This is a genomic window from Haloarcula sp. 1CSR25-25 (assembly GCF_032027985.1).
In the GTDB taxonomy this organism is placed as follows: domain Archaea; phylum Halobacteriota; class Halobacteria; order Halobacteriales; family Haloarculaceae; genus Haloarcula.
Genome location: NZ_JAHYBW010000003.1, coordinates 91,248 through 116,598 on the forward strand (window position 1 = coordinate 91,248; position 25,351 = coordinate 116,598).

Consider the following 25,351-nt stretch of genomic DNA (forward strand, 5'->3'; position numbering starts at 1 on the left):
GAAGCGGCCCGTCGCGGGTAGCGGGATTCCGCCGAGCGAGCCGGTCACACACTTAGCGGCAAACGACGCCTGCCAGGCCGAAGATTCACTCGAAATGTAGTAAATGTCAGCAAAAAGATACTTATGGTGTGCCGGAGAACGGACTGATGATGAAAGACCCTGCGGGCAGCAGGCTCGGAGACAAATTCGACTGGTCACCGAATGGCCAGTCTCTGCCCCTACATCTGACAAATGAGTAAGTCACTCGACATCTCGACCACAGAAGCCGAGCAGACAGTCACGGAAGTCATCGAAACCATCGCCGCGACGACACCGGACGTCCGCCGCGCTATCGCTGACCACCGTGGCCAGAGCGACTCCGTCAACCCCACCGGCGACGACCAGCTCGCGGCAGACCTGCGAGCCGACGAACTGTTCGAGCAGCGGCTGCTGGACGTCGATGGGGTTGCCAGCTACGCCAGCGAGGAACGCGCGGACGTGGAAACGACAGACGGTCGTCTCCACGTCGCGATGGACCCACTGGACGGGTCGAGCAACCTCGAGCCCAACAGCGGGATGGGGACGATTTTCGGCGTCTACAGCGAGCGACCGCCGACGGTCGGCACCAACCTGCTCGCCGCCGGTTTCGTCATCTACGGCCCGATCACCTCGATGGTCGTCGCCCGGAAGGGCCGCGTCCGCGAGTACATCCTCGAAGACGGTGACAAGCGGGTCGTCGACGACGAAGTGACGGTCCCGGACGACCCCACAGTGTTCGGGTTCGGCGGCGGCGTCGACTCCTGGACCGAGGAGTTCGAGTCCTACGCCGAGGAGATCCGCCACGAGCTGAAACTCCGCTACGGCGGGGCGATGGTCGCAGACATCAATCAGGTACTCACCTACGGCGGTATCTTTTCCTACCCCGCACTGGAGTCACGTCCCGAGGGGAAACTCCGGATCCAGTTCGAGGGCCAGCCGATGGCCTACATCCTCGAATCCGCCGGGGGCCGGTCCTCCAACGGCGACACGTCGCTACTCGAGGTCGAGCCCGACGAGCTACACGAGCGGACGCCGCTGTATCTCGGAAACGACGACCTCATCGACCGGCTCGAGGCGACTACCGACTGACGGCGCGGGGCTCAGTACCCGAGATAGATCGCCAGCGCTTTGAGAACGCCGTACAGCCCGATAGCGACGCCCAGTAACCCGCCCAGTACCGTTCCGACGATGCCGTCGGGCCACAGCGAGAGCGGGTTCGGAACCCCGACCGACGGCAGCGCCGGAATCGGAAGGCCGTCGTCGGCGGCCGTCACGTTCCCGACGCGTCGCCCGTCGACGGTCAGGTTCCCGGTGGCGGTCTCGGGCACCGAGCGCGCGAACTCCGTCGTTCGTGTCTCGCCGGCAGGGACCGTGACCGTTCGCGTCGCCAGTACCGACCTGTTGAGCGAGACGACGACCCGGTGGTCGCCGCTCGCGGTGCCCCTGTTTTCCAGTTCGACGGTGATGACGGTCCGTTCACCCGGGCCGAGCGCCGATGGGACGGCCGTGGCGTTCGTGACCACGATGTCCGGTTGCCCGGCCGCTTCCGTCGCCGTCTCGGGTTCGGGCGTCGGCGTCTCTGACTCGGTTGGTGTCTCCGTCTCCGTGTCCTCCGCCGTCTCCCGTTCGATTCCCACGACGAACGTCGAGAGGCCCGGCGAGTCGGCCCGGTAGACGATGTGTGAGTCGGTCCGACCGACCACGTCAGTCGCCAGTGGCGTCCACCCGCCGGCGTTCCGGAACAGTGTCACGGCGGCGGGCTCCACGCCGGCCGCTGCCAGCGTGGGCCGGTCCACGGTAAAAGTAAACGTCGCGTCCGTGGCCGGGACAGAGCCGTGGTCGACGTCGAACCGGCCGACGCCGGTGTGGCCGGTCGCAGCCGCGAACGACGGCGCGGGGCGGCGGAAGCGGACGGTGAGCGTAGCGGACTCGTTACGCGGGAACGCCGCCGCCATCCGGAGTAGCGTTCCGTTCTGACCGCTGACGAGCGCGCCCGAATCGAGCTGGATACGCTGTGGCTGGCCGGTCCCGTTGACCGACACGTTCGCCGTCGTCGCGTTCACCCGCCGCACGGTCACGTTCCCGCCGGCTCCCGGCCCGCCCACGGACACGATTCTGGTCACCTGCCCCGTGTTCCCGAACGGGTCCGTGGCCGTCGCCGTGACCTCGTGACTGCCGGGCGATGCGAAGGCCACGGTGATGTTCTCGCCGGTCAGAATCGTGTCGCCCCCCACCTGCCACTGGATAGATTCGACGCCCTGGTCGTCCGTCGTCCCCGCTGCGGAGAAGGTCACCTGCTCCCCGACGGTCGCGTTCCCCGGGCCGGCGACGGTGACGTTCGGGGCGGACCCGTCATAGAGGAACGTCCGCTGTCGGCTGAAGGAGTTGTTGTTCCCGTTCCTGTCGGTCACCGACATCAGCAGCAGCGAGTACTCCCCCTCCTCGGTGAACGTGTACTCCCGGGTGTAGGTGGCCGTGTTACCGGTTCGCTCCGTGAACCCGGAGATGTTGAGCGTGTCGAGTGATGGCCCGCCGACGGAGATACGAAGTTGGCCCAGCCGCTCGTGTGTCTCGACGACGATCTCGGCGGTCGAACTGTTGACCCGGGTGACGTTGAAATCCTTGTACTTCGGGGTGACGGCGTCCATCCCGGTCACGGTGACCGACTCGTCCGGGAGTTCGTTGCCCGCGCCATCCGTGATGTTGCCGGTGGCCCGGAGGCTGATGGTCACGTTGTTCTGGTCTATTTTGTCCGCGAGGAGAAGCGACACGCGCGCCCCGCTCTTGTTGCCTTCCGCTGCGCTGATAGAGCTGACAGAGACGTTCTCGACGCGTCCCGCAGTCAGCCGGAAGTCGTCCGCCTGAATTGAGTTCGTGTTTACCGAGGTGTCGTCGTACAGGGTGAGTTCGATGGTCGTGTCGTCGCCTCGTGTCGCGTTCCCCCACTCCGGCGGCTCGGTGTCTTCGGCCGCGACTGTCCCCGTTGCCATCGACGCAACCAGCGGCACCGCAACGAGCAAAACGAGAAGCGGGAGCCACCGGCGCTGCCCCCCGAACGACACAGCTGTCTCCCGGGAGTCGCCGGTGTCACTCATCGCGTGGGGCTACTCCGGCACCCACTATCAATTGTACGCCACCATTACGAGAGGTGATAATCGCAGGCGGGGCAACTACTGTGACCCCCGGGACCGTTGGTCCTGTCATGAGAGTCCATATCGCGGACGGGGCCACGCGCGACGAGGCATCGGCCATCGCGGCCGCCGTCGCCGAACACACCGGCCGAACCGTCGAAGTGTACGTCGGCGACGAGGAGACCCCGACGCTCGTCCGCGAGGTAACTGACGAGGGTCAGGACCCGGACACGGCTGCAGACGAGGACACAACAAATGCCGCACCAACGGAACGTGAGAAGCGTCTCCGGGAGGAAATCGACGACATCGAGCGGGGCGGCCCACAGAAGTACCGGGACCGCCTCGCCGAGCAGGGGAAACTGTTCGTCCGCGACCGGCTCGAGCTCTGGTTCGGCGACGGCGGCCTGGACTTCGAGGACGGGCGGTTCGCGAACTTCGATTCGTGGCATCCCGACAGTCCCGACGTGGCCGACGACGAGGACGACCGGTTGCCGGCCGACGGCCTCGTCACCGGCGCGGGAACTTTCGACGGCCGACAGGTACACGTCGCCGCCAACGACTACACAGTCAAGGCGGGGTCCATCGCCCGCCACGGCGTCGAGAAGTTCCTTCGGCTACAAGAGCGTGCACTGAAGAGCGGCCAGCCGTTGCTGTATCTGGTCGACTCCTCCGGCGGCCGGATCGACCAGCAACGGGGCTTCTTCGCGAACCGCGAGGGCATCGGGAAGTTCTACTACAACCACTCGCTGCTCTCGGGCGCGGTCCCACAGATATGCGTGCTCTATGGCCCGTGTATCGCCGGTGCGGCCTACACGCCGGTGTTCGCTGACTTCACCGTCATGGTCCGGGGCATGAGCGCGCTGGCGATCGCTTCCCCCCGGATGGTCGAGATGGTCACCGGCGAGGATATCGACCTCGAAACACTCGGTGGTCCAGACCTGCACGCCCGCCACTCCGGCAGTGCGGACCTGGTCGCCGACGACGAGGAACATGCCCGGGAGCTGGTCGCCCAGCTCATCACCTACCTGCCCGACAACGCCGACGAGAAACCGCCACAGAGGGAGGGGACCGCTCCCGCGGTCGACCCCGCTGGTCTCGACTCGGTCATCCCCGCCGAGCCGAACAAGGGCTATGACATGCGCCGGGTCATCGAACGCGTCGTCGACGCCGACTCCTTCTTCGAACTGCAGGCGCAGTACGGGACCGAGGTGCTGACCGGGTTCGCCAGGGTCGACGGCCGACCGGTCGGTATCGTCGCGAACCAGCCCAGCCAGCGGGCCGGCGCGATATTCCCCGATTCGGCCCGCAAGGCCGCCGGCTTCGTCTGGACCTGTGACGCCTACGACATCCCGCTCCTGTACCTCTGTGACACGCCGGGGTTCATGGCCGGCTCGTCGGTCGAAAAGGAGGGCATCCTCGAGGCCGGCAAGCGGATGATTTACGCCACCTCGCAGGCCACCGTCCCGAAGCAGTGCGTCGTCGTCAGGAAGGCCTACGGCGCGGGCATCTACGCCATGTCAGGCCCCGCCTACGACCCGGAAGCGACCCTCGCGCTCCCGGGGAGCGAAATCGCCATCATGGGCCCCGAAGCCGCGATAAACGCGGTGTACGCGAACAAGCTGGACGCGATAGACGACCCGGAGGAGCGCGCCCGGCGGGAGCAGGAACTCCGCGAGTCGTACCGCGAGGACATCGACGTTCACCGGATGGCGAGCGAAGTCGTCGTCGACGAGATCGTGCCGCCGGGCGACCTGCGCGACGAGGTCGCGGCCCGGTTCGACCTGTACGAGGACGTCGAGAAGGACCGACCGGAGAAGAAACACGGCACGATTCTCTGACCCGGACCCCGCATATCACGCTTCTGGGGCAGTAAACAGTCCCTAATCGCTCTGTTTCACCAGTACGCGGTGTGTAGCTAATACGCTTCCCGGAAACTTCGACACAGACCACGTGGGGGCGTGGTCGCGGAGGGTGCCGTGTTCACGACAGACCGAACGGTCTCGATAGGGACCATCGACGGCTGGTGTAACGCCCTGTTCGACGAAATCGCGGCCGTCGAGCGAGAACTGTGGCTGGTCGTCGTCGCCACGCTCGTCGTCGACGTGTGGCTGACACACATCGGCCTCCAGCACGGCCTGCACGAGGGCAATCCCGTGATGCGGGCCGCGATAGAGACCTTCGGTATCGCCGCTCTCGGGCTGACGAAGGTCGGCGTTCTGGGGCTGGCGGGGCTGACACGCCGGCAGCTGAGCGAACAGCGCGGTGTCGTCGTTCCGCTGGGAATCGCGCTCCCGTGGGCGGGGGCCGTCGTGATCAACGCCGCGCTCCTGCTTAGCCTGTAGTCGGTTCGGGCTGTGTCCCGCCCGGCGATTCACTCGTCCGCTCGCTGGACCAGCGCCGTCCGTTCGAACGTACAGACGAGCGTGTCGTCCTGGTTGTAGGCGTCGACCTGCATCGTGACGATTCCCCGGTCCTCGTCGCTGGTCAGCCGCTTGTCGAGGACCGTCGTTTCCGCGCGTATCGTGTCGCCGTGGACGACCGGTGCCGGGTGCTCGACGTCGCCGTAGGAGAGGTTCGCGACGATCGTTCCGTCGGTCGTATCGGGTATCGTCAGTCCGACTGCAAGCGACATCGTGTACAGGCCGTTGACTACGCGCTCGCCGAACTGCGTCTCGGCGGCGAACTCGGCATCGAGGTGCAGTGGCTGCTGGTTCATCGTCAGGTCACAGAACCGCTGGTTGTCGCTCTCGCTGATGGTCCGGCGCTTCTCGTGGGCGATGGTTTCCCCCGCAGTGAACTCCTCGTAGTATTTGCCGGGCATAGGTGAGCACAGATGCGGGCGGCTCTTAGCCGTGGGGGCGTCCCGCGTCACAGTGACAGTCGCCGTGGACTCCTGCGGTGTCTGGCGAGGCGCCAATCACTTACTACGGATGCGGACGTAGGATTGATATGGCCCGCCGAAGTGTCCTGTTCTCCCCGGGCGATGAGGGGGAGAAACTGCGGAAAGCCGCCGCGAGCGAGGCCGACGTGATCGTGTACGACCTCGAAGACGCCGTCGTTCCGGACGCCAAGTCGGCGGCACGAGAGACGGTCCGCGAGGCGCTGGCCGACGTGATGCCCGCGTCTCCCGAGGTGTGTGTCCGGGTCAATCCTGTCGAGTCAGGGGCCGAAGCCGACCTCGCGGTCGTCCTCGACGGGCCCGCCCCGGACAGCGTGATGCTCCCGAAGGCGAGTAGCGGGTCGGACGTCCGGAGACTGGCATCGCTGTTGGAGTCCCGCGGCGTCGACTGTCCAGTGCTGGCGCTGGTGGAGTCGGCGGCGGGCGTCCTGCACGCCGAGGATATCGCGACGGCAGCCGCGACCGACGCGCTGGTGTTCGGGGCCGAGGACCTCGCCGGCGACATCGGCGCGACGCGGACGACCGGCGGGCGGGAAGTGAGCCACGCGCGCCAGCACGTCGTCCTCGCAGCCCGGGCGGCCGGCGTGTCGCCCATCGACACCCACTACCCGGCGTTCGACGACCTCGACGGGCTCCGGTCTGACGCACGGGAGGCCGTCGAGCTGGGGTACGACGGGAAGCTCGCTATCCATCCCGCCCAGGTCGCGGTCATCAACGAGACGTTCACGCCCGACGAGGAACGGGTCAGGTGGGCGAAGCGGATACTCGATGCCCGAGACGCCGCCGATGGTGGCGTGTTCGTCGTCGACGGAGAGATGGTCGACGCACCACAGATCAAACAGGCGATACGAGTTCTCGAGCGCGCCGGTATCGACCGCGAGTGAGGGCGTAGTTCCGTTGTGGGTATTCCTGTGGCTGGGCAATCCCATGGACGGCGGTACCCTTTTGCCCACAGTGCGAGTCATTGTTCGTATGTCTCCCGAGGTTAACCCATTTGAAAGTCTACAGGAGCAGATCGACGACGCGGCGGACTACCTCGAATATTCGACCGACGTCCTCGAACGGCTGAAACACCCCGAGCGGGTGCTGGAGACGAACCTCTCGGTGGAGATGGACGACGGCTCCGTCGAAGTGTTTCGAGCCTACCGGTCGCAGTTCAACGGTGACAGGGGGCCGTACAAGGGCGGTATCCGCTATCACCCGCAGGTCACACGCGACGAGGTCAAAGCGCTATCCGGCTGGATGGTGTACAAGTGCGCCGCCGTCAACATCCCCTACGGCGGCGGGAAGGGCGGCATCGAGATCGACCCGCGCCAGTTCTCGGCCAGCGAGATCGAGCGGATAACGCGGTCGTTCGCGAAGGAGCTCCGGCCGATTATCGGCGAGGACCAGGACATCCCCGCGCCCGACGTCAACACCGGCCAGCGGGAGATGAACTGGATCAAAGACACGTACGAGACGCTGGAGAACACGACCGAACCCGGCGTCATCACCGGCAAAGCCCCGGAGTCGGGCGGCAGTGCGGGCCGCGTCGAAGCGACCGGCCGCTCGGTGATGCTCACCGCCCGTGAGGCGTTCGACTACCTCGGAAAGGACATCGAGGACGCGACGGTGGCCGTACAGGGCTACGGGAACGCCGGCTCCGTGTCGGCGAAACTCATCGAGGACCTCGGCGCGAACATCGTCGCAGCGTCCGACTCGTCCGGTGCCGTCTACAACCCCGACGGGTTCGACGCACGCGAGGCGAAGGCGTTCAAAAGCGAGACCGGGTCGCTGACCGGCTACGGGGGCGCGACGGAGGAGCTGACGAACGAGGACCTGCTGACGATGGACGTGGACCTGCTCGTGCCGGCGGCGCTTGAAAACGCCATCAACGGTGACCTCGCACGGGACGTGCAGGCCGACATAGTCGTGGAGGCGGCGAACGGCCCACTCACGCCGAACGCCGACGACGTCCTCACGGACCGCGACGTGGCCGTGTTCCCCGACATCCTGGCCAACGCCGGCGGCGTCACGGTGTCGTACTTCGAGTGGGTCCAGAACCGCCAGCGGTTCTACTGGTCCGAAGAGCGCGTCAACAGCGAACTGGAGACCATCATCACGAACGCGTTCGACGACCTCGTCGAGACCTACGAGGAGACCGGCGCGCCGAACTTCCGGACGGCGATGTACGTCGTCGCCATCCAGCGCGTCGTCGCGGCCGCCGAGGAAGGCGGCATCTGGCCCTGACTCGGTCCCGGCATCGGTCGCGTCTATCGCGGGTGTTTTGCCGACGCTTCCCCTACTGTGGGTATGGACGTATACGAGCGGCAGGTTCGCGTCGAGGCCCCGCTGTCCGAGGTCTGGAAGTTCCACGCGACGGGCGACGGGCTGGTCGCGCTGACCCCCGACTGGATGAACATCCGCATCGAGGAGGAGCGGGGGCCGGACGGCGAACCGGACCCGGAAGAGCTGACCGCCGGGTCGGTCGTCGTCTCCTCGATCAAGCCCTTCGGGATTCCGCCGCGCCAGCGCTGGGTCTCGAACATCGTCGCGCGCGAGGAGGGCGAGGACGAGGACGAGGCGATGTTCCGCGACGTGATGGAGGAGGGGCCGTTCCCCCACTGGGAGCACACCCACACCTTCCGGGCGCTGAGCGACAGGGAGACGCTCGTCCACGACCACGTCGAGTTCGAACTGCCCGGCGGGCCGCTGGGCCGGGCGCTTGGCCCGTTCGGCTGTCTCGGGATGGAGCCGATGTTCCGGTACCGCCATCGGAAGACGAGGGAACTGCTCGAAGGGTAACACACCCTCGCCCGGGGACGGCGCGGCCCCGACTATGGTCTCCGGTGTCTCTTTATTCCCGTGTCGGATACTGCCACAGGATGAGTGGACGCGCCGTCGCAGTGACTGACGAGGCCGTGGTGTCTCCGCGCCACAACGGGGCGAAATGGGCGTGACCGAGCCGCGAATTGACCCGCGAATCGCGCTGGCCGTCGCCGTGCTCGCGGTCAGTACGAGCGCGATTCTCGTCCGCTGGAGCGCGGCCGCGGCGTCGGTCGCGGCCTTTTACCGCGTCCTGCTGACCACCGCGCTGCTGGCCCCGCTGGCGCTGGGCCGGCATCGGTCGGCGTTCGGGCGACTCTCCCGTCGGGACGTCCTGGCGGCCGGGGCGACGGGAGTTGCGCTCGCAGTTCACTTCGCCGCGTGGTTCGAGAGCTTGGCGTGGACGAGTGTCGCGGCGTCGGTCACGCTGGTCCAGTGTCAGCCGCTGTTCGTCGCCGTTGGGGCGTGGGCGCTGCTGGACGAACGGGTCACGCGCGGCACGACGGTGGGTATCCTGGTCGCCATCGGGGGCATCGTCGTGATGTCCATCGGCGAACTGCTCGGGGGCGGGGCCGTCGGCCCGCGCCCGCTGTACGGCAACGTCCTGGCCCTCGTCGGCGGCGTCATGGCCGCCGGCTACGTGCTCGCCGGGCGCTCGCTCCGCCAGCGGTTCCCCCTCATACCCTACGTGACCGTCGTCTACGGCGTCGCCGCGATATCTCTCCTCGTCTTCGTCGTCGCCTCGGGCCACCCCGTGACCGGCTACCCGCCCCGCGAGTGGGCCCTGTTTCTGGCGATGGCCGTCGGCCCCGGCGTGTTCGGCCACACCGTCCTCAACTGGGCGCTGGCACACGTCGAATCCAGCATGGTCAGCGTCTCGCTGCTGGGCGAACCGGTCGGGAGCGCGCTGCTTGCGTTGCTGTTGCTCGCGGAGACGCCCGGTCCGTCGACCGTCGCCGGCGGGGCCGTCGTGCTCGTCGGCATCGGCGTCGTCGCCAGAAGCCGGGCGGTCGGGGCGACGCCGACGGACTGACACCGGTCCAGCCGTCCTACGCGCGCTTCTCTACGGCCCCGCGGATCTCCGCGGCTGCGAAGTCGTGGTCCGGGCGGATGTTGACGAAATCGAGGAACTCCTCGGCGGCCAGCAGCTCCGACGTATCGTAGTGGCGTGCGGCGGCGGCGACGGCGGCCGGCGCACCGATGAGCGGCTCCAGCGCGCCCAGCGCACAGGCCAGGTCGTACGCGCGGGCGTCGCTTATCGCCGCCTCGCGGACGCTCGTAGCGTCGATGAAGTACAGGTCGTCGTGGGCCACGAGCACGTTCTCACAGCGGAAGTCGCCGTGGGCCAGGCCGTCCTCGTGCATCCGGTGGAGGAAGTCAAACACCGTCGGGCTGTGTCGCTCGACGGTCTCGGCCGGGAGATTGTCGAGCGTCTCGAAGTCGGGGATGTATTCCAGCACGAGCACCCCCATCCCGTCGTACTCGAACGCCTCGATTGGTTCGGGGGCGTTGACGCCGATCTCCCGCATCCGCCGGGTCGCCGCCAGTTCGTGTTCCGCCATCTCGTAGGGCGTCCCGAAGTGCTCGAAAAAGCCCTCCGTCCCCGACGAGAACGCGCCGATGTTGCGGCCGGCAGTAAGCAGCGTGTGGACCAGCGAGTTCTGCCCCGTGATGACTTTGACGAACCACTGGTCGTTGACGACCAGCGGCGTCGAGAGCCAGTTGTTCGCCTCCAGAAACGCCACGTGAGCCGCGGGCTCGTCGTATCGCTCGATGACCGCCCGCACCACGCCTTCAAGTTGCTTCCAGGGGACCGTCCCGCGGAGAAGTCGACGGAACGCCATTCCCCCTAAGGAACGCCGCGGACGGGCAAATGGCTTGTGTCTGCCCCCGTGGTATTTAGTCACACGGGGCCTACGACCGGTATGGAGTTCGAGGTTCCCGGCGAACACCGGATGATCCGAGATTCGGTCCGCGAGTTCTGCGAGAACGAGATCAGGCCGATAGCCCAGGATATCGAGGACGAACACCGGTTTCCGGCGGAGATATTCGAGGAACTCGGCGACCTGGACGTGATGGGTGTGCCCATCAGCGAGGAGTGGGGCGGTCTGGGCGGCGACACGCTGATGTATGCGCTCGTAGCCGAGGAACTCGGGCGCGTCTCCGGGAGCATCGGGCTCTCGTACGTGGCCCATACCTCGCTCGGGAGCAAGCCCATAGAGCTGTTCGGCACGGACGCCCAGAAGGAGCGGTGGCTCACACCGCTCGCGTCCGGCGAACAACTCGGCGCCTGGGCGCTGACGGAACCGGGCAGCGGGAGCGACGCAAGCGACATGGACACGACGGCCGAGCGGGACGGCGACGAGTACGTGCTAAACGGTACCAAGCAGTTCATCACGAACGCGTCCGTCGCCGGCTCGGTGCTGGTCAAGGCCGTCACCGACCCCGAGGCCGGTTACGACGGCATCTCGACGTTCATCGTCGCCCCCGAAGACGACGGCTGGGCGGTGACGACTGAGTGGGAGAAGATGGGGCTGAACGCCTCGCCGACCTGCGAGCTCCAGTTCGACGACTGCCGGATTCCCGCGGACCGCCTGCTCGGCGAGGAGGGCGACGGCTGGGAACAGACGCTGAAGACGCTCAACGGCGGACGAATCTCCATCGCAGCGCTCTCGACGGGGCTGGCACAGGGGGCCTTCGAGGCCGCGAAATCCTACGCCACCGAACGCGAACAGTTCGACCGCCCCATCTCGAAGTTCGACGCCATCCGGGACAAAATCGTCGAGATGGACCGCAAAATCGAGCGGGCTCGCCTGCTGACTCACAAGGCTGCAACGATGTACGACCAGGGGGCGGACGTGACGCGTCTCTCCTCGCTGGCGAAGCTCGACGCCAGCGAGATCTGCCGGGAGGTCGCGGAGGACGCCGTCCAGGTGCTGGGCGGCTACGGCTACACGACGGACTTCGCCCCCCAGCGGTTCTACCGGGACGCGAAGCTCATGGAAATCGGCGAGGGGACGAGCGAGATACAGCGGATGGTGCTCGGCCGGGAACTGGGCCTGTAACGATACCGGCGCTCACACGTCGTCAGGCGTGTCGGGGACGATAGTGACCGGCACGTCGGCGGCATCGATGACAGCGACCGCCGCGTCGCCCTCCCGGATTCTGCCGGTCAGCCCCTTCGGCTCGTGGCCCATGACGATGTGGCGGACGTCAACGTCGGCCGCGAGTTCGAGCAGTTCGTTGCCGACTCGTGTGCCGGAACGCATCGCGGACCGACCGACGTGTTCGATAGCGACCGTCGAGACGACGGTGGCGCCGCGGAACCGGTCGCGCATCTCGTCCCGGAGCTGTTTGGCCGTGCCGTCGGCTGTGTCCTCGTCGACGAGGTGGACGACGTACAGTTCCTCGTCGAGCCCGTTGGCGAGTCGCACCGCGGTATCGATGACCGCCGCGGAGACCGAGTCGTTGGCGATAGCCACCAGAATGGTCATACGGGATAGAAGGCCTTCGCCCGCAAATCACTTTCTGCCAGACTAACAGGTTCGCCTACTCCGTCGCCTTCAGATTGTGGACTGCGTCGACGTACTCGACGACATCCGCCGTCGGTCGGATGGCCGAGAGAATGGCCTCGGCGTCCTTGTACGCCATCGGCGCTTCGTCGCGGACGCCCTCGATGACGGACTCCGAGTAGACGCCGTCCATCGCCGCGGCGAACTCGTCCATGTCGACATCGCTGTGTGCCTGCCGGCGGCTCATCACGCGACCCGCGCCGTGAGGAGCAGTCTGGTGGTACTCGTCGTTGCCCTTCCCCCGCGCGATGACCGACCCCTCGGCCATGTTGAACGGAATCAGCAGCCGCTGGCCCTCGCGTGCCGGAGTCGCCCCCTTGCGGATGGTGAGGTCCCTGAAATCTATATAATTGTGCACGCTCTGAAAGCTGTCGACGGGCTCGACTCCGAGGGCGTCGCAGATAGCGTCACTCATCAGCTCCCGGTTCCAGCGGGCGTACTGCTGGGCGAACAGCATGTCCACGAGGTAGCCGTGGGACTCGCGGCCTTCGAGCCAGTCCAGGTCCGTGTTGCGGTCCTCGTCGTCGCTGCTGTGGATGGCGTCCTGGACCTGTCCCAGCGCGTCGAAGGCGTCCTCGATTTCCTTGCCGTCCAGCTCGCGGCGGAGGCGCTCCTTCCGGATGTACGACTCGCCCATGCCGCCGGTGACCCAGGCGTAGAGGTCTCGCGATTCGACGGTGTCCGGGTCGAACTTCAGGTACTCGACGTACTCCTCGGGGATCTGCTCGCGTATCTCGCCGATGGTCCGACGGTCCGTCGCCGTCGACTGCCAGTACTCGGCAACGGACTTGCCCAGATAACGGGAGCCGCTGTGGATGACCAGCCAGTAGTCGCCGGACTCGCGCGCCCGGCCGAACTCGACGAAGTGGTTCCCGCCGCCTAACGTCCCCGCGCTCCTGATTATGTACCTCATGCCCTGGCGCTGGTCGGCCAGGACGCGGTCACACAGCGACTCGAAGTAGTCCCCGTCGTAGCCGTCGAAGTCGAACTCGACGGGGTCGATGTGCTCGCCGAAGCGCTCGGCGTACGCCGCGTCGAGCTGCTCGAAGACGCGGTTCGCGCGCTCGAACGGGAACGCCTCGACTAGATGGGCGGCGTCGTCGTAGTCGTGGACCGACCGCCCCATCGGGACCGCTTCGCGCACGCGGCGCTCGCGCTCGGCGTCCTCCAGCGGGAGCTCCGGCCCGAGGTTCGTCGCAGCCATCCCACAGCCCACGTCGACGCCGACGATGTTGGGGACGACGCGCTCGCCCAGCGGCATCGTGAAGCCGATTGGCGCGCCGGCCCCCCAGTGCGTGTCCGGCATGATCCGGACCGGCTCGGTGAACGCGGGATGGTCGATGAGCGTCTCGATCTGCTCCCGACACCCCGCCTCGACGAGCGATACGTCGTCGACCATCACCCGCGCCGTGGTGTGTTCGCCCGACAGTTCGAGTACCATTGCTGTCATAGCGTAGTCGCATGGAGGGTTTGAACCTCACGGTGGCCCGGGACCGGCTGGCACTCCCATACGGGGAATAAAAACCGACAGCCGAACGGGCGGCGACAGGCTGAATCGCAGATACTAGGCTTTTCAGGCGTTGAGATGTGTTTTCACTCTCTGGGAACACACGTTCCCTTATATGTCATTCCGACTCGGAACTCCATATGTGAGGTGACACAGATGTCCTATCAAGCGGCGAACCCCCTGGCAGACGAGTTCGAGCTAGAGCTCGGCGGGGCCTGGACCGCGTACTGGCTGGCGTTCCTGCGTGTCGTAACCGGCTGGTGGTTCTTCCACGCAGGCGTAACGAAGCTCATCGAGGACGGGCTGGCCTACACCTACGGGCCGGCGTATCTCAGGCAGATGACTGGCACGGCACTCGGTCCGATCCCCGTGCTGATGGGCGAACACCTCGGCTGGCTCATTCAGGCGATGGTGCCGCTGGGCGAGACGCTCATCGGGCTCGGACTGATGGTTGGCGCGCTGGTCAGGCTCGCATCCGTGTTCGGGGTCTTCTTCATGGCCCTGTTCTGGATCGGCAACGCGGGCTTCGGCCACGGGCTGGTCAACAGCGACTTCATGGGCCTGCTGCTGTTCATGACGATGATCGTGCTGGCCACCGGCCGCTACTACGGCCTCGACGCCATCATCGAGAAGACCAAACTGGTCGAACGAAACCCGAAACTGAGGTACCTGCTCGGCTGACGAGGTGACCACCAATGCAACAACAAACCACCGTCATCGACAAAGCGGCGATGGCACTCAGCGGCGGACTGATGCTGCTGGGCGTCGTCGTCCTCGGCATCGTGGAGATACTGGCGGGTAAGCCATACGGCGCGGCGCCGCTGACGAACGACGCAGGCGAGGTCATCGCGACCCCGATGGTCGACCCGACGCTCCGGACCGGGCTGGTCCTGGCAGGCATCCTGGTCCTGGCCCTGTACGGGGGCTACAGGCTCGTCGCCCCGGTTGAAGACGAAGCCGCCACCGCACAGCAAGAGATAACGGCGGACTGAACGGCACGCCGTCGGTACGTGTTTTCCGCTCTTCTGATGTGTCAGCTGTCCGTCTGTGACGAACTGCGCCACCCCGGGGTGGCGGATACAGTACAGCAGTTACAGCCCACAGTGTGACCCGATGTGTCGCGAAGAGAGAGGTACTGCTGGGTGCCGTACCATCCCACAGACTCCCCATTACAGACGTACTTATCCGGCATTATTAATCAGCCGGGTGGTTTCTAATTCTGATACCACCCACCACAACGCTCATTTCTGTGGTGGTAGTGCTGTCCATATGCCTTCGCTGGTGGTTCACTACGCCTTCGTGGGGTTGCTCGCTGCGACGCTGCTGGGCGCCGCATTCGACAGGCGGTCGCTCCTCCTGTCGATACTTGTCGTCACGTTCCCCGACGTGGACGCGTTCATCGGCCTCTACTGGCAGGCCGGCCACCGGGCCGCGACGACGAACCTCGTCATCCCGGCGGTGCTGGCGCTCCTTATCGGGGTCGACCTGTACGCACGGGAGGACTCGTATATCAGGGGCCGGTGGGGGGCGTACGGTGTTCGGGTCAGTTGGTTCTGTGTCGTGGTGTACGCGGTGGGCCACGTCGTCCTCGACCTGATTACAGGCGGTGCGAACCTGTTCTGGCCGCTGTACGACCAGTTCTATCAGCTCAGCGGCCATCTGGAGCTGTCGAGCCAGCGCGGAATCGTCCAGACGTTCGTCGAACTGCCCCAGCCGACATCCCAGGGCGCTACCGGTGGAACTGGCGCCAGCGGCGGTTCAACCACGCAGTCGATGGGCAACTCAAGCGAGGTGCAGATGAGTACGGGCATCGACCCCAATCCCGGACAGTCTGAACCGGACAACGTCGACCGCGTGTTCCCCATCGCCCGGAGCGGCTGGGAGCTGGTGATTCTGGTGGTCGGGACGTTCGCCACCGCCGCTCGCCTCGTCGTCGGCCACGACCTCCCGGAGGAGTAACGGTCGGGACTGCGGGGCGTTCGTTTTCGAGTCCTTCATATACGCCGTGGCCAACCGGAGAACCATGGGCTTCGAGGTACGCCGACGACTCAGTGTCGCCGACACGGTGACGTTGTTCAACGCCGTCGTCGGGTTCGTCGCCGGAGCCATCGCCTTCACCGACCCCCACCTGGCCGCTCGGCTCATTCTGCTGGCGGTCATCGCGGACGCGATCGATGGTATCGTCGCCCGGAACGGCGACAGTTCGGCGGTCGGCCCGCTGCTCGACTCCGTAACTGACGTGGTGTCGTTCGGTGCGACACCGAGCCTCTTTCTGTACGTGCTGTTGACGGACGCCTACGGCGGTATCGAGGCCGCCCATCCGGCCGTGTTTGTCGGCCTCGCGTTGCTCGCCTCCGCGTACGTCGTCTGTTCAATCGTCCGGACAGCCTTCTACTCGACGTACTTCGATTCACCCGACGAGCGGCCGGGCATGCCGAACACCCTCGGGAGCATCATCATCGCGACGGCGTATCTGAGCGGCGTCACGGACCCGCTCGTGCTGAGTGTCGGCGCGCTCGGCCTCTCGCTGGCGATGATTGCGCCCTTCGACTACCCCAAGCCGGGGCCGAAACACGCCATCCCGATGGGTGTGGTACAGGCGGTAGCCGTCGTTGCGCCGACGGCCTTCTTCCGGGCTGGGCCACGAGCGATGCTTGCCATCGCCCTGCTGTTTTTCGCGCTCGGACCGTGGGTCTATCCCGGAGAGTAGCCCGCTCTAGGGGCGGAGACCCGTTCAGACCGTGTCCTCGATGAACTCCGCCAGGACATCGTTGAACATCTCGGGCTGTTCGACCATCGCGAGATGGGCAGCGTCGGGGACGAACGACACCTCTCCGTCGGGGACCTCTCGGGCCAGTGTCTCGTGATACGCCCGCGGGGTCAGTTTGTCGTGTTCGCCACAGACAGCCAGCACAGGCACGTCAATCTCGCCCAGCCGGTCGCGCACGTCGAACCCGTCACACGTCATGAAATCGCGGCGGGTCACCGCCTGTCCGACTGCCTCCATCTGTTCGCGGGAGCGGGACACGGCCTCGTGGTCGGTGTCGTGGAACAGGCGGTCCCGTTCGTGCAGGAACTCGACGGCTCGGTCCCAGTCGTTCGCGAGCCATTCCTGCAGCCCTTCGAACACTGGGAGTTCAGGGCCGGTTCCCAGCAACACCACCGCTTGGGGCGTCCAGTCCCGTTCCAGCGCGACCCACTGGGCGATGGCCCCGCCCAGCGAATTCCCGACCAGCACGTCCGCGTCCGTCTCCCGCCCCACAGCCACCACGTCGTCCGCGTACGCATCGAGTGCCTCGGTCCCGGCTCCGGCGCTGATGTCGTCCGAATCCCCGTGGCCTGACAGGTCCAGCGCGACGGCGGGCTGGGTCGGCCCCGACGACGCGTACTGGTGACCCCACACGCGGTGTGTCGCGCCGCTGCCGTGGACATACAGCGCGGTCGGTCCAGAGGCCCCGGGTCGCGTCTGCCTGTACGCCGTGACTCGTCCGCTATCACTGACCCACTCCATGCACCACCGTTCGCAAGCGGTGTGGATAAAACGTTGGAGCGCTCAGTAGGGATGTGAACCGCATTCAAGCAACTATCCTTATTTTCCCGCCGTACAGCGTATTTCAGCGATAAGTTTATATACTTATCACACTTACCTTGAGTTAGCATGACTTCAGAACAGCAGTTGTTCGACGAGACGCCCCTCCGCCGATTCGAGTACGACGACAGCGTCGTTCTCGCGGCGGACGTGGGACCCGCTGCCGATGCGAGTGTCGATGTGGTCGACGGGACTGTCATCGTCGTCGCCGACGGCCAACAGCACGAACAGGAGATCCCCGACGACGCACGAGCGTTTATGAATCACGGGGTTCTCACTATCGAACTGTCAGAGAACGAGGGAGATAACTGATGAGACTTACTGTCAAACCACTCAAACAGAAAGACGCCGGCCGTGGCCTCGCGGCTATCGACCGGGCCGCGATGGACGAACTCGAACTCGAGAACGGCGACTACATCGTTCTCCAAGGGAAACAGGACAGCCGCGCGGTCGCCCGCGTCTGGCCCGGCTACCCCGAAGACGGGGGGAAGGGCATCGTCCGTATCGACGGCCAGCTCCGACAGGAAGCCAACGTCGGTATCGACGACCACGTAAACATCGAAAAGGCCGACGTCAACCCCGCGACCGCGGTCACCGTCGCGCTGCCCCAGAACCTCCGGGTTCGGGGGAACGTCGGGCCGATGATTCGCAACAACCTCAGCGGCCAGGCCGTCACGCAGGGCCAGACCGTTCCGGTGAGCTTCGGACTCGGCCCGCTCTCCTCTATGTCCGGCCAGAAGATCCCGGTGAAAATCGCAGAGACCGATCCCTCCGGGACCGTCGTCGTGACCGACTCCACGGACATCCAGGTCAGCGAGATGCCCGCCGAGCAGGTCCACAGCGGCGAGGGCGCGCCCGAAGCGAGCGACACGCCCGACGTGACCTACGAGGACATCGGCGGCCTCGACCGAGAGCTCGAACAGGTCCGCGAGATGATCGAGCTGCCGATGCGCCACCCAGAGCTGTTCCAGCAGCTCGGCATCGAGCCGCCGAAGGGCGTCCTGCTCCATGGCCCACCCGGCACCGGGAAGACGCTGATGGCCAAGGCCGTTGCCAACGAGATCGACGCGTACTTCACCACCATTTCCGGGCCGGAGATCATGTCGAAGTACTACGGCGAGAGCGAGGAGCAACTCCGTGAGGTCTTCGACGAGGCCTCGGAGAACGCCCCCGCCATCGTCTTCATCGACGAGATCGACTCCATCGCCCCGAAGCGCGGCGAGACCCAGGGCGACGTGGAACGCCGCGTCGTCGCCCAGCTGCTCAGCCTGATGGACGGGCTCGAAGAGCGCGGACAGGTCATCGTCATCGGCGCGACGAACCGCGTCGACGCCATCGACCCCGCACTGCGCCGCGGCGGCCGCTTCGACCGCGAGATCGAGATCGGCGTTCCGGACAAGGAGGGCCGCAAGGAGATCCTGCAGGTCCACACCCGCGGGATGCCCCTCTCCGAGGAGATCGATATCGAGAACTACGCCGAGAACACGCACGGTTTCGTCGGGGCTGACCTCGCCTCCCTCACGAAAGAGAGCGCAATGAACGCCCTGCGGCGCATCCGCCCCGAGCTCGACCTCGAATCCGACGAGATCGACGCCGAGGTGCTGGAACGGCTGGAGATCAGCGACACGGACTTCCGCGAGGCGATGAAGGGCATCGAGCCCTCTGCGCTGCGAGAAGTCTTCGTCGAAGTCCCGGATGTCACCTGGGACTCCGTCGGTGGCCTCGAAGACACCAAAGAGCGGCTCCGGGAGACCATCCAGTGGCCCCTGGAGTACGAGGACGTCTTCGAGTCGATGGACCTCGAAGCCGCCAAGGGCGTGCTGATGTACGGCCCGCCCGGCACCGGGAAGACGCTGCTTGCCAAGGCCGTCGCCAACGAGGCCCAGTCCAACTTCATCTCCGTGAAGGGGCCGGAACTCCTGAACAAGTTCGTCGGTGAGTCCGAGAAGGGCGTCCGCGAAGTGTTCAGCAAGGCCCGCGAGAACGCCCCGACCGTGGTGTTCTTCGACGAGATCGACTCCATCGCCGGGGAGCGTGGCGGCGGCACGACCGACTCCGGTGTCGGCGAACGGGTCGTCTCCCAGCTCCTGACGGAACTGGACGGCATCGAGGACATGGAGAACGTCGTGGTCGTCGCGACCACGAACCGTCCGGACCTCATCGACGACGCGCTCCTGCGCCCCGGTCGGCTCGACAGGCACGTCCACGTGCCCGTCCCGGACGAGGAGGCCCGGCGTGCCATCTTCCAGGTCCACACCCGGAACAAGCCGCTGGCCGACGGCGTCGACCTCGACGACCTGGCCAGCCGCACGGACGGCTACGTCGGCGCGGACATCGAAGCGGTCGCCCGCGAGGCCTCGATGGCCGCGACCCGGGAGTTCATCAACAGCGTGGACCCCGAGGAGATCGGCGACAGCGTCAGCAACGTCCGCGTGACGATGGACCACTTCGAGCACGCGCTCGAGGAAGTCGGCCCCAGCGTCACCGAGGAGACCCGCGAGCGCTACGACGAGATCGAGCAGCGCTTCGACCGGGCCGAACCCGACGTCACTGAAGAGAGCACGGCCAGTCGCACCTTCCAGTAGCGACGGTCGGCACACCGCTGCTGTTTTTTCCGTGTTGCAGGCGTAGTTCCGGCGTCTGGATTGTGTCTACCCCGACGGAGCCGCGTTTCCCGCCACTACCCGTCCGCCTGGACGTGACCGGCGTCCAACGGCCCACAGCGAACGCCAGGTAGCGACCCGATTCGCCGTACGTGACTCGAAACCGTATTTTACGTCCAGTCCGCAGACGGGGTATGGATCTCCAGGCTCGGTATCGCGTGCCAGCACTCACTGGCCTGTTGACGGTCGTGTCGCTCGCACTCGTGTTCGGGGCCGTTCTCGGAGCGATTCCCCGGTCGGTTCTGCCCGCCGCTCCCGCGACCGTTCTCGGGGCCATCCCACACGCCAACGCTGTCATCAGCGCCCTCGCTATCGGCACTATCGTCGGCGGCGTCCGGGCGATTCGCCGCGGGGACGTCGCCCGGCACCGCAAGCTGATGCTCTCCTCGTTTGGCCTGTTCGCCCTGTTTCTCGTCCTGTACCTCTACCGGATAACGCTGGTGGGGCCGACGGATTTTGCCGGCCCGTCGGTCGTCGAGACCTACTTCTACTTCCCGTTTCTCGCCGTGCACATCCTGCTCGCTATCGTCGCTATCCCGGCGGTGTACTACGTCCTGCTGCTGGCCTACACGTACCCCGTCTCGGAGCTGCCGTCGACGAACCACCCGCGGGCCGGGAAGCTGGCTGCGGGGCTGTGGCTGATTTCCTTCTCGATGGGTATCGTCGTGTACGCGATGCTGTACCTGGTGTGGTAGCTGTCAAGCGACGTGTGAATATTCCGCGCTGTCAGTCGTCGGCCGGACTCGACGGCGTCCCGATATTCGGGCGGACGACGTCGCGGTCCGTCGCCTCGCCGTCGATGTCGTAGGGGTACTCCCCCGTGACACAGCCGAGACAGAGGTCCGTGCGGCTCTTGTCAAGCGTCTCCGCGATGGCGTCGATAGAGAGATACGACAGCGAGTCCGCCTCGATTTCGTCGCGGATCTCCTCGACCGACTGGTCCCCGGCGATGAGTTCGTCGCGGGAGGCCATGTCGATACCCATGTAACAGGGGGCGACGATTGGCGGCGCGCCGATGCGGACGTGGACCTCTTTGGCACCGGCGTCTTTCAGCAGCTGAATCAGTTGCGTCGAGGTGGTCCCGCGGACGATAGAGTCGTCGATGATAGTGACGCGTTTGCCCTCGATTGTGGACTTTATCGGGTTGAGCTTCAGTCGGACGGCCCGCTCGCGTTCGTCCTGTGTCGGCATGATGAAGGTGCGGCCGACGTAGCGGTTTTTCATCAGTCCCTCGGCGAACTCGATGTCCGAACCGTCGTCCTGTGCGGCCTCGGCGTATCCGGAGGCGAACGCGCGCCCGGAGTCTGGAACCGGCAACACCACGTCCGATTCGACGCCGGACTCCTCCCAGAGTTTCCGGCCCAGTTCGCGTCGGACCTCGTAGACGAGGTTCTCGTCGATGGTCGAGTCCGGTCGCGCGAAGTAGACGTGTTCGAAGAAGCAGTTGGCCGTGTTCTCCGCCTCGACGAGCTGGTAGGTGTCGAAGCCGGTCCCGTCGGCGTACAGGACGACGAGTTCGCCGGGCTTGACGTCCCGGATCAGCTCGCCGTCGAGGGTGTCGATGGCTGCCGATTCGGAGGCGAGGACGTAGCCGTCCTCGAGCTCTCCGATACACAGCGGGCGGTTCCCCTGTGGGTCGCGGACGCCGAGCACCGTCTCGTCGTGCATGATGGTCAGCGAGTACGACCCGTGGATGCGGTTCATCGTCCGCTTGACAGCCCGAACCAGGTCCTCCTCTAGGAGATTACGCGCGAGGTCGTGGGCGATGACCTCGGTATCGCCGTCGGACGTGAAGGCGTGGCCGAGGTCGGCCAGTTCGTCGCCGATCTCGTCGGCGTTGACGAGGTTCCCGTTGTGAGACAGGCCCAGCGACCCCGACTTGAACGAGACCGAAAAGGGCTGGGCACAGCAGGCGTTGACGCTCCCCGCGGTCGGGTACCGGACGTGACCGATGCCGTTCGACCCGTTGAGCGATTCCAGGTCGCCGGGGTCGAAGGCGTCACCGACGAGCCCCATCTCGACGTGGCTGTGTTGCTGGAACCCGTCGTGGGTGACGATGCCGGCCGATTCCTGGCCGCGGTGCTGGAGCGCGTACAAGGAGTAGTAGAGTGGTCGGGCGGCGTCACGGTCCTCCAAAGAGATGCCAACAACGCCGCACTTCTCGTGCATTTGTGGTGAGTGTGTTATTCGCCCGCTTTCGACTGCCACTCGTAGTCACGTCGCTTGGCCGACTTGCCGAAACCGCACGACGAGCAGACCTTCTTTTTCGTGTGATACGACTTTTCGCCACACCGTCGACACTTCGTGTGTGTCGTGGTGTTTTTCTTGCCCTGACTCGGAGTTCCTGCGCCAGTCATGGAGTAATTGAGACGACGTTATCGCCGCGTATAATCGTTGTGTCTTCCTCCTCGACGACGAGGTTCATGTGCTGGTCGTACCCCGCCAGCTCCCCCTCGAATATCTCGCCACCCTTCAGCTGCACGGTGACTGTCTCACCAAGGGACGCTTCGAGTACATCCAGCGGTCGTCCACTCATGTACGGTTTGGATAGTGATGGCCGCTTAAACGTACCGTTTGATGTGAAGGCTGGTGATTGGTTGACATGATTGCTGGCGGCTACACGTCCACGGTGAACGGCGCGTTTTCGGCCGCTCGGCCGGCGAAGCCGGCCAGCAGGTCCGCGAGCGCGTCGAGGTCGTCGGGGTCGATGACTTCGACCGGGGTGTGCATGTAGCGATTCGGCAGACCGACGTTGGCCGACGGGATGCCGCCTCGCGAGGTGTAGAACGCGTCTGCGTCCGTTCCGGTCCGAATACCTGTCGCCTGCAACTGGATGTCGATGTCCGCTGCCTCGCTCGTCTCACGGAGGGCATCGACGACGACAGGATGGTTCGCGCTCCCGCGGGCGACGACCGGTCCCGCACCGAGTTCGACACCCGTAGCGGCCTTCCCTGGCGAGTCCGGCGAGTCTGTCGCGTGGGTCACGTCAGCGGCGATAGCGACGTCCGGTGCGAGGTCGAACCCGACCATCTTCGCCCCCTGTACGCCGACCTCCTCCTGGACCGTAGAGACGGCGTACACCGTCGCGTCCGTGCCGGTCTCCGCCACGCGTCGAAGCCCTTCGGCGGCCGCCCAGATGCCGATGCGGTTGTCCATCCCCCGCGCAGCGAGGCGGCCGTTCTCCAGTTCGCTCAGCGTCTGGACGAACGTCACCGGGTCGCCGCGGTCGACGAGCGACTCCACCTCGTCGCCGTCCTCGGCCCCCACGTCGACGTACTGTTCGGCAATCTCCGGGACGGAGTCCTCCTCCGGGTCCCGGAGGTGGATCGCGGTCTGTCCCACGACGCCGGAGACGGGGCCGTCGGCCGTGTGGATGGTGACGTGTTGCCCGCGCGAGACGGTCTTGTCCGAGCCGCCGATACGGCCCAGTTTGACGAACCCGTCGTCGGTGAGGTTCCGGACGATGAACCCGATCTCGTCGCCATGACCCGCGAGCGCGACGGTCGTGTCGCCGCCCTCGACTTTCGCGACGGCGTTCCCGTAATCGTCCGTCCGGACCTCGTCGGCGAACTCGCTGACGTAGTCGAGCCACACCCGCTGGCTGTCGGCCTCGTACCCCGAGGGGCCGGGCGTCGTCAGAAGCGATTCCAGGAACTCGCGTCGTCGTGTGTCCATACGCGGAGTAGTCGCCCATTACTGATGAAAACAGCGGCCGGCGCGCGGTCCGGGGACCGCACCGATACGGCGCTGGTACCGCCACGGCTAAGAGTCGCGGCGTCGAACTGACATCATGGCCAAATTCACCCTCCTCGAACTGCATCTCGACGGCGCGGAGTTCACCGCCAACGCCCCGTTCAGTTCTGACGACGACGAATCGGCGAGCAAATCGCGGTGGTCGCGGGCCGGAACGGACGACTCGGGCGACGAAACCGACGAGGCAGCCGGCGGTGGCCCCAGCGTCGGTCGTCTCGCGCTCGTACTGCTCGGTGTCGTCGTGGTCGTCGCCGTCGTCCTGCGCCTGTATCTCGGCGGGTCCGACGCCGATGACGACAGCGACGGAGACCTGTAAGGGACTCTCTCCTGCGGTTTTGCAAGCCTGGAACCGAACGCCGGTGGTCGGTTTGACAGGGAGAAGGCCTATTTTCTCCCGCCTCATTTCAGACGTATGGGACTATACCACAGCGTTCAGGCTGTCGCCGGCGCGACCGGCGACGGCCCCATCGACTGGAGCGCCGTCGCCGACGCCGCGAAGGCCGCCACGGACACTGGCGACCTCACCGTCGGGACGCCCGAGCGCGACGGCTACGCGACCGACGTCCGGGACGCCAGAAACCGCGTCCGGGAGGTCGGCCAGCTCGCCTTCGACCTGCCCGAGACAGTCGAGATCCAGAACCGCCACCACTGGATCGACGCCAACGTGGCCACGTTCAGCCGCGTGATGGAGCCGGTCGAACAGCAGGCCGAGTACATCCCCGGCATCGCCCGCGTGGTCAACACCGGTTCGATGGCCGTTGCGCTGTCGTTTCTGGGGAACAACGTCCTGGGCCAGTACGACCCCGTCCTGCTCGCCGACAACGACGCTCACGCGCTGTATTTCGTTCGCCCCAACATCCACCGGGTCGCCGACCAGTTGAACGTCGAGCGGGACCGCTTTCGCCGCTGGATAGCCTTCCACGAGGTCACCCACGCGGCGGAGTTCGGCGCGGCCCCGTGGCTCTCTGACCACCTCGAAACGGCGATGGAGGACGCCATCGAGAACCTCACCGACGGCAACATCGACCGCGCGACGCTCGGCGAACTCGATACGACGATGACCGCCGTCGAGGGGTACGCGGAACTGCTGATGGACCGCGCCTTCGACGACGAATACGACGACCTGCGGCGGAAAGTCGACGAGCGCCGACAGGGACGTGGCCCCATCGCGTCGCTCATGCGCCGGCTGCTCGGTCTCGGGATGAAACGCCAGCAGTACGAACGCGGGAAGGCCTTCTTCGACACGGTAGCAGACGCCCGCGGCGTCGCTGCGGCCGGGCGTGTCTGGGACTCACCGGACACCCTGCCCACCGAAGACGAAATAGAGACGCCGACGCTGTGGATCGACCGAGTGGACCCCTGAACCGCCACCCCCTGAAGCGGCTATATCACCCTGCGTGGCCGCACGGACGGC

General features: G+C 65.9%; 27 protein-coding genes. 17 read left to right on the plus strand and 10 right to left on the minus strand.

Annotation, left to right across the window (positions count from 1 at the left end; genetic code table 11):
• Positions 1-231: 231 nt before the first annotated feature.
• A complete protein-coding gene (locus KZ498_RS10295) occupies positions 232-1,107 on the plus strand; it encodes a class 1 fructose-bisphosphatase (protein ID WP_312618635.1) in 876 nt (291 codons plus the stop codon).
• 11 nt (positions 1,108-1,118) lie between these two features.
• Here the strand turns inward: KZ498_RS10295 and KZ498_RS10300 are convergent, their stop codons facing one another.
• Positions 1,119-3,113: a PKD domain-containing protein gene (locus tag KZ498_RS10300; RefSeq protein ID WP_312618636.1), complete on the minus strand. Its 1,995-nt coding sequence runs from the start codon at positions 3,111-3,113 to the stop codon at positions 1,119-1,121.
• A 107-nt stretch (positions 3,114-3,220) separates the two neighbouring features.
• On the opposite strand from KZ498_RS10300, the gene KZ498_RS10305 reads away from it, so the two are divergent.
• The gene (locus KZ498_RS10305) at positions 3,221-4,987 is read left to right on the plus strand and encodes an acyl-CoA carboxylase subunit beta (protein WP_312618637.1); all 1,767 of its coding nucleotides are present in this window, start codon (positions 3,221-3,223) and stop codon (positions 4,985-4,987) included.
• A 120-nt stretch (positions 4,988-5,107) separates the two neighbouring features.
• A complete protein-coding gene (locus KZ498_RS10310; RefSeq protein WP_312618638.1) occupies positions 5,108-5,491 on the plus strand; it encodes a DUF5658 family protein in 384 nt (127 codons plus the stop codon).
• Positions 5,492-5,520: 29 nt separating this feature from the next.
• Here the strand turns inward: KZ498_RS10310 and KZ498_RS10315 are convergent, their stop codons facing one another.
• Entirely contained in the window at positions 5,521-5,970 is a 450-nt protein-coding gene (locus KZ498_RS10315) for a MaoC family dehydratase (RefSeq protein WP_312618639.1), read from the minus strand.
• Positions 5,971-6,098: 128 nt separating this feature from the next.
• Between KZ498_RS10315 and KZ498_RS10320 the strand changes: the two genes are divergently transcribed.
• From KZ498_RS10320 to KZ498_RS10335, 4 genes are all read left to right on the plus strand, one after another.
• Entirely contained in the window at positions 6,099-6,932 is an 834-nt protein-coding gene (locus tag KZ498_RS10320; RefSeq protein ID WP_312618641.1) for a CoA ester lyase, read from the plus strand.
• A gap of 88 nt (positions 6,933-7,020) precedes the next feature.
• On the plus strand, positions 7,021-8,277 hold the full coding sequence (locus tag KZ498_RS10325) for a Glu/Leu/Phe/Val dehydrogenase (protein WP_312618643.1): 1,257 nt from the start codon (positions 7,021-7,023) through the stop codon (positions 8,275-8,277).
• A 63-nt stretch (positions 8,278-8,340) separates the two neighbouring features.
• On the plus strand, positions 8,341-8,832 hold the full coding sequence (locus KZ498_RS10330) for an SRPBCC family protein (protein WP_312618645.1): 492 nt from the start codon (positions 8,341-8,343) through the stop codon (positions 8,830-8,832).
• A gap of 145 nt (positions 8,833-8,977) precedes the next feature.
• Positions 8,978-9,886: a DMT family transporter gene (locus KZ498_RS10335; protein WP_312618647.1), complete on the plus strand. Its 909-nt coding sequence runs from the start codon at positions 8,978-8,980 to the stop codon at positions 9,884-9,886.
• A 16-nt stretch (positions 9,887-9,902) separates the two neighbouring features.
• On the opposite strand, the gene KZ498_RS10340 is transcribed toward KZ498_RS10335, so the two are convergent.
• Positions 9,903-10,697, minus strand: a complete 795-nt coding sequence (locus tag KZ498_RS10340) for an RIO1 family regulatory kinase/ATPase (RefSeq protein WP_312618648.1) — start codon at positions 10,695-10,697, stop codon at positions 9,903-9,905.
• A gap of 81 nt (positions 10,698-10,778) precedes the next feature.
• On the opposite strand from KZ498_RS10340, the gene KZ498_RS10345 reads away from it, so the two are divergent.
• Entirely contained in the window at positions 10,779-11,918 is a 1,140-nt protein-coding gene (locus tag KZ498_RS10345) for an acyl-CoA dehydrogenase family protein (protein WP_312618649.1), read from the plus strand.
• 12 nt (positions 11,919-11,930) lie between these two features.
• Here the strand turns inward: KZ498_RS10345 and KZ498_RS10350 are convergent, their stop codons facing one another.
• Together KZ498_RS10350 and KZ498_RS10355 are read right to left on the minus strand one after the other, a co-directional pair.
• Positions 11,931-12,347, minus strand: coding sequence for a universal stress protein (locus tag KZ498_RS10350; RefSeq protein ID WP_312618650.1), 417 nt, complete (start codon positions 12,345-12,347; stop codon positions 11,931-11,933).
• A gap of 55 nt (positions 12,348-12,402) precedes the next feature.
• Positions 12,403-13,866 (minus strand): RtcB family protein, encoded by a 1,464-nt coding sequence (locus tag KZ498_RS10355; RefSeq protein WP_312619313.1) that lies wholly within the window; start codon positions 13,864-13,866, stop codon positions 12,403-12,405.
• 222 nt (positions 13,867-14,088) lie between these two features.
• Between KZ498_RS10355 and KZ498_RS10360 the strand changes: the two genes are divergently transcribed.
• The 4 genes from KZ498_RS10360 (at position 14,089) to KZ498_RS10375 (ending at position 16,642) form a co-directional block, all read left to right on the plus strand.
• On the plus strand, positions 14,089-14,613 hold the full coding sequence (locus KZ498_RS10360; protein WP_312618651.1) for a DoxX family protein: 525 nt from the start codon (positions 14,089-14,091) through the stop codon (positions 14,611-14,613).
• Between the two features lie 14 nt (positions 14,614-14,627).
• Positions 14,628-14,924: a hypothetical protein gene (locus KZ498_RS10365; protein WP_312618652.1), complete on the plus strand. Its 297-nt coding sequence runs from the start codon at positions 14,628-14,630 to the stop codon at positions 14,922-14,924.
• A 277-nt stretch (positions 14,925-15,201) separates the two neighbouring features.
• Positions 15,202-15,891, plus strand: a complete 690-nt coding sequence (locus tag KZ498_RS10370; protein WP_312618653.1) for a metal-dependent hydrolase — start codon at positions 15,202-15,204, stop codon at positions 15,889-15,891.
• 64 nt (positions 15,892-15,955) lie between these two features.
• On the plus strand, positions 15,956-16,642 hold the full coding sequence (locus tag KZ498_RS10375) for a protein sorting system archaetidylserine synthase (RefSeq protein ID WP_312618654.1): 687 nt from the start codon (positions 15,956-15,958) through the stop codon (positions 16,640-16,642).
• 24 nt (positions 16,643-16,666) lie between these two features.
• On the opposite strand, the gene KZ498_RS10380 is transcribed toward KZ498_RS10375, so the two are convergent.
• Positions 16,667-17,443 (minus strand): alpha/beta hydrolase, encoded by a 777-nt coding sequence (locus KZ498_RS10380; RefSeq protein ID WP_312618655.1) that lies wholly within the window; start codon positions 17,441-17,443, stop codon positions 16,667-16,669.
• Between the two features lie 147 nt (positions 17,444-17,590).
• On the opposite strand from KZ498_RS10380, the gene KZ498_RS10385 reads away from it, so the two are divergent.
• From KZ498_RS10385 to KZ498_RS10395, 3 genes are all read left to right on the plus strand, one after another.
• Positions 17,591-17,833, plus strand: coding sequence for a hypothetical protein (locus tag KZ498_RS10385; protein ID WP_312618656.1), 243 nt, complete (start codon positions 17,591-17,593; stop codon positions 17,831-17,833).
• Entirely contained in the window at positions 17,833-20,106 is a 2,274-nt protein-coding gene (locus tag KZ498_RS10390; protein ID WP_312618657.1) for a CDC48 family AAA ATPase, read from the plus strand. Before KZ498_RS10385 ends, KZ498_RS10390 begins: the two co-directional genes overlap by 1 nt.
• 212 nt (positions 20,107-20,318) lie before the next feature.
• Positions 20,319-20,879 (plus strand): DUF420 domain-containing protein, encoded by a 561-nt coding sequence (locus KZ498_RS10395; RefSeq protein WP_312618658.1) that lies wholly within the window; start codon positions 20,319-20,321, stop codon positions 20,877-20,879.
• A gap of 31 nt (positions 20,880-20,910) precedes the next feature.
• Here KZ498_RS10395 and purF read toward each other — a convergent pair whose 3' ends face one another.
• The 4 genes from purF to KZ498_RS10415 all read right to left on the minus strand — a co-directional run bounded on the left by purF (position 20,911) and on the right by KZ498_RS10415 (position 23,859).
• Positions 20,911-22,353, minus strand: coding sequence for an amidophosphoribosyltransferase (gene purF, locus KZ498_RS10400; RefSeq protein ID WP_312618660.1), 1,443 nt, complete (start codon positions 22,351-22,353; stop codon positions 20,911-20,913).
• Between the two features lie 14 nt (positions 22,354-22,367).
• Positions 22,368-22,541: a 50S ribosomal protein L37e gene (locus KZ498_RS10405; RefSeq protein WP_004517916.1), complete on the minus strand. Its 174-nt coding sequence runs from the start codon at positions 22,539-22,541 to the stop codon at positions 22,368-22,370.
• On the minus strand, positions 22,538-22,720 hold the full coding sequence (locus tag KZ498_RS10410; RefSeq protein ID WP_312618672.1) for an LSM domain-containing protein: 183 nt from the start codon (positions 22,718-22,720) through the stop codon (positions 22,538-22,540). Before KZ498_RS10410 ends, KZ498_RS10405 begins: the two co-directional genes overlap by 4 nt.
• A gap of 80 nt (positions 22,721-22,800) precedes the next feature.
• Positions 22,801-23,859 (minus strand): M20/M25/M40 family metallo-hydrolase, encoded by a 1,059-nt coding sequence (locus KZ498_RS10415; RefSeq protein ID WP_312618674.1) that lies wholly within the window; start codon positions 23,857-23,859, stop codon positions 22,801-22,803.
• A gap of 115 nt (positions 23,860-23,974) precedes the next feature.
• Here KZ498_RS10415 and KZ498_RS10420 point away from each other — a divergent pair, with 115 nt between their 5' ends.
• Together KZ498_RS10420 and KZ498_RS10425 are read left to right on the plus strand one after the other, a co-directional pair.
• Positions 23,975-24,253, plus strand: a complete 279-nt coding sequence (locus KZ498_RS10420; protein ID WP_312618676.1) for a hypothetical protein — start codon at positions 23,975-23,977, stop codon at positions 24,251-24,253.
• A gap of 96 nt (positions 24,254-24,349) precedes the next feature.
• Complete coding sequence (locus KZ498_RS10425) at positions 24,350-25,300, plus strand: zinc-dependent metalloprotease (protein WP_312618678.1); 951 nt, start codon at positions 24,350-24,352, stop codon at positions 25,298-25,300.
• The last annotated feature ends 51 nt before the right edge of the window (positions 25,301-25,351 follow it).

What these genes read in the sequence shown, in the direction of transcription:
- KZ498_RS10295 (WP_312618635.1), top strand. Translation starts at nt 232, where the DNA reads ATGAGTAAGTCACTCGACATCTCGACCACAGAAGCCGAGCAGACAGTC.
- KZ498_RS10300 (WP_312618636.1), bottom strand. Translation starts at nt 3,113, where the DNA reads ATGAGTGACACCGGCGACTCCCGGGAGACAGCTGTGTCGTTCGGGGGG.
- KZ498_RS10305 (WP_312618637.1), top strand. Translation starts at nt 3,221, where the DNA reads ATGAGAGTCCATATCGCGGACGGGGCCACGCGCGACGAGGCATCGGCC.
- KZ498_RS10315 (WP_312618639.1), bottom strand. Translation starts at nt 5,970, where the DNA reads ATGCCCGGCAAATACTACGAGGAGTTCACTGCGGGGGAAACCATCGCC.
- KZ498_RS10320 (WP_312618641.1), top strand. Translation starts at nt 6,099, where the DNA reads ATGGCCCGCCGAAGTGTCCTGTTCTCCCCGGGCGATGAGGGGGAGAAA.
- KZ498_RS10325 (WP_312618643.1), top strand. Translation starts at nt 7,021, where the DNA reads ATGTCTCCCGAGGTTAACCCATTTGAAAGTCTACAGGAGCAGATCGAC.
- KZ498_RS10330 (WP_312618645.1), top strand. Translation starts at nt 8,341, where the DNA reads ATGGACGTATACGAGCGGCAGGTTCGCGTCGAGGCCCCGCTGTCCGAG.
- KZ498_RS10335 (WP_312618647.1), top strand. Translation starts at nt 8,978, where the DNA reads ATGGGCGTGACCGAGCCGCGAATTGACCCGCGAATCGCGCTGGCCGTC.
- KZ498_RS10340 (WP_312618648.1), bottom strand. Translation starts at nt 10,697, where the DNA reads ATGGCGTTCCGTCGACTTCTCCGCGGGACGGTCCCCTGGAAGCAACTT.
- KZ498_RS10345 (WP_312618649.1), top strand. Translation starts at nt 10,779, where the DNA reads ATGGAGTTCGAGGTTCCCGGCGAACACCGGATGATCCGAGATTCGGTC.
- KZ498_RS10350 (WP_312618650.1), bottom strand. Translation starts at nt 12,347, where the DNA reads ATGACCATTCTGGTGGCTATCGCCAACGACTCGGTCTCCGCGGCGGTC.
- KZ498_RS10355 (WP_312619313.1), bottom strand. Translation starts at nt 13,866, where the DNA reads ATGGTACTCGAACTGTCGGGCGAACACACCACGGCGCGGGTGATGGTC.
- KZ498_RS10360 (WP_312618651.1), top strand. Translation starts at nt 14,089, where the DNA reads ATGTCCTATCAAGCGGCGAACCCCCTGGCAGACGAGTTCGAGCTAGAG.
- KZ498_RS10365 (WP_312618652.1), top strand. Translation starts at nt 14,628, where the DNA reads ATGCAACAACAAACCACCGTCATCGACAAAGCGGCGATGGCACTCAGC.
- KZ498_RS10370 (WP_312618653.1), top strand. Translation starts at nt 15,202, where the DNA reads ATGCCTTCGCTGGTGGTTCACTACGCCTTCGTGGGGTTGCTCGCTGCG.
- KZ498_RS10375 (WP_312618654.1), top strand. Translation starts at nt 15,956, where the DNA reads ATGGGCTTCGAGGTACGCCGACGACTCAGTGTCGCCGACACGGTGACG.
- KZ498_RS10380 (WP_312618655.1), bottom strand. Translation starts at nt 17,443, where the DNA reads ATGGAGTGGGTCAGTGATAGCGGACGAGTCACGGCGTACAGGCAGACG.
- KZ498_RS10385 (WP_312618656.1), top strand. Translation starts at nt 17,591, where the DNA reads ATGACTTCAGAACAGCAGTTGTTCGACGAGACGCCCCTCCGCCGATTC.
- KZ498_RS10390 (WP_312618657.1), top strand. Translation starts at nt 17,833, where the DNA reads ATGAGACTTACTGTCAAACCACTCAAACAGAAAGACGCCGGCCGTGGC.
- KZ498_RS10395 (WP_312618658.1), top strand. Translation starts at nt 20,319, where the DNA reads ATGGATCTCCAGGCTCGGTATCGCGTGCCAGCACTCACTGGCCTGTTG.
- purF (WP_312618660.1), bottom strand. Translation starts at nt 22,353, where the DNA reads ATGCACGAGAAGTGCGGCGTTGTTGGCATCTCTTTGGAGGACCGTGAC.
- KZ498_RS10405 (WP_004517916.1), bottom strand. Translation starts at nt 22,541, where the DNA reads ATGACTGGCGCAGGAACTCCGAGTCAGGGCAAGAAAAACACCACGACA.
- KZ498_RS10410 (WP_312618672.1), bottom strand. Translation starts at nt 22,720, where the DNA reads ATGAGTGGACGACCGCTGGATGTACTCGAAGCGTCCCTTGGTGAGACA.
- KZ498_RS10415 (WP_312618674.1), bottom strand. Translation starts at nt 23,859, where the DNA reads ATGGACACACGACGACGCGAGTTCCTGGAATCGCTTCTGACGACGCCC.
- KZ498_RS10420 (WP_312618676.1), top strand. Translation starts at nt 23,975, where the DNA reads ATGGCCAAATTCACCCTCCTCGAACTGCATCTCGACGGCGCGGAGTTC.
- KZ498_RS10425 (WP_312618678.1), top strand. Translation starts at nt 24,350, where the DNA reads ATGGGACTATACCACAGCGTTCAGGCTGTCGCCGGCGCGACCGGCGAC.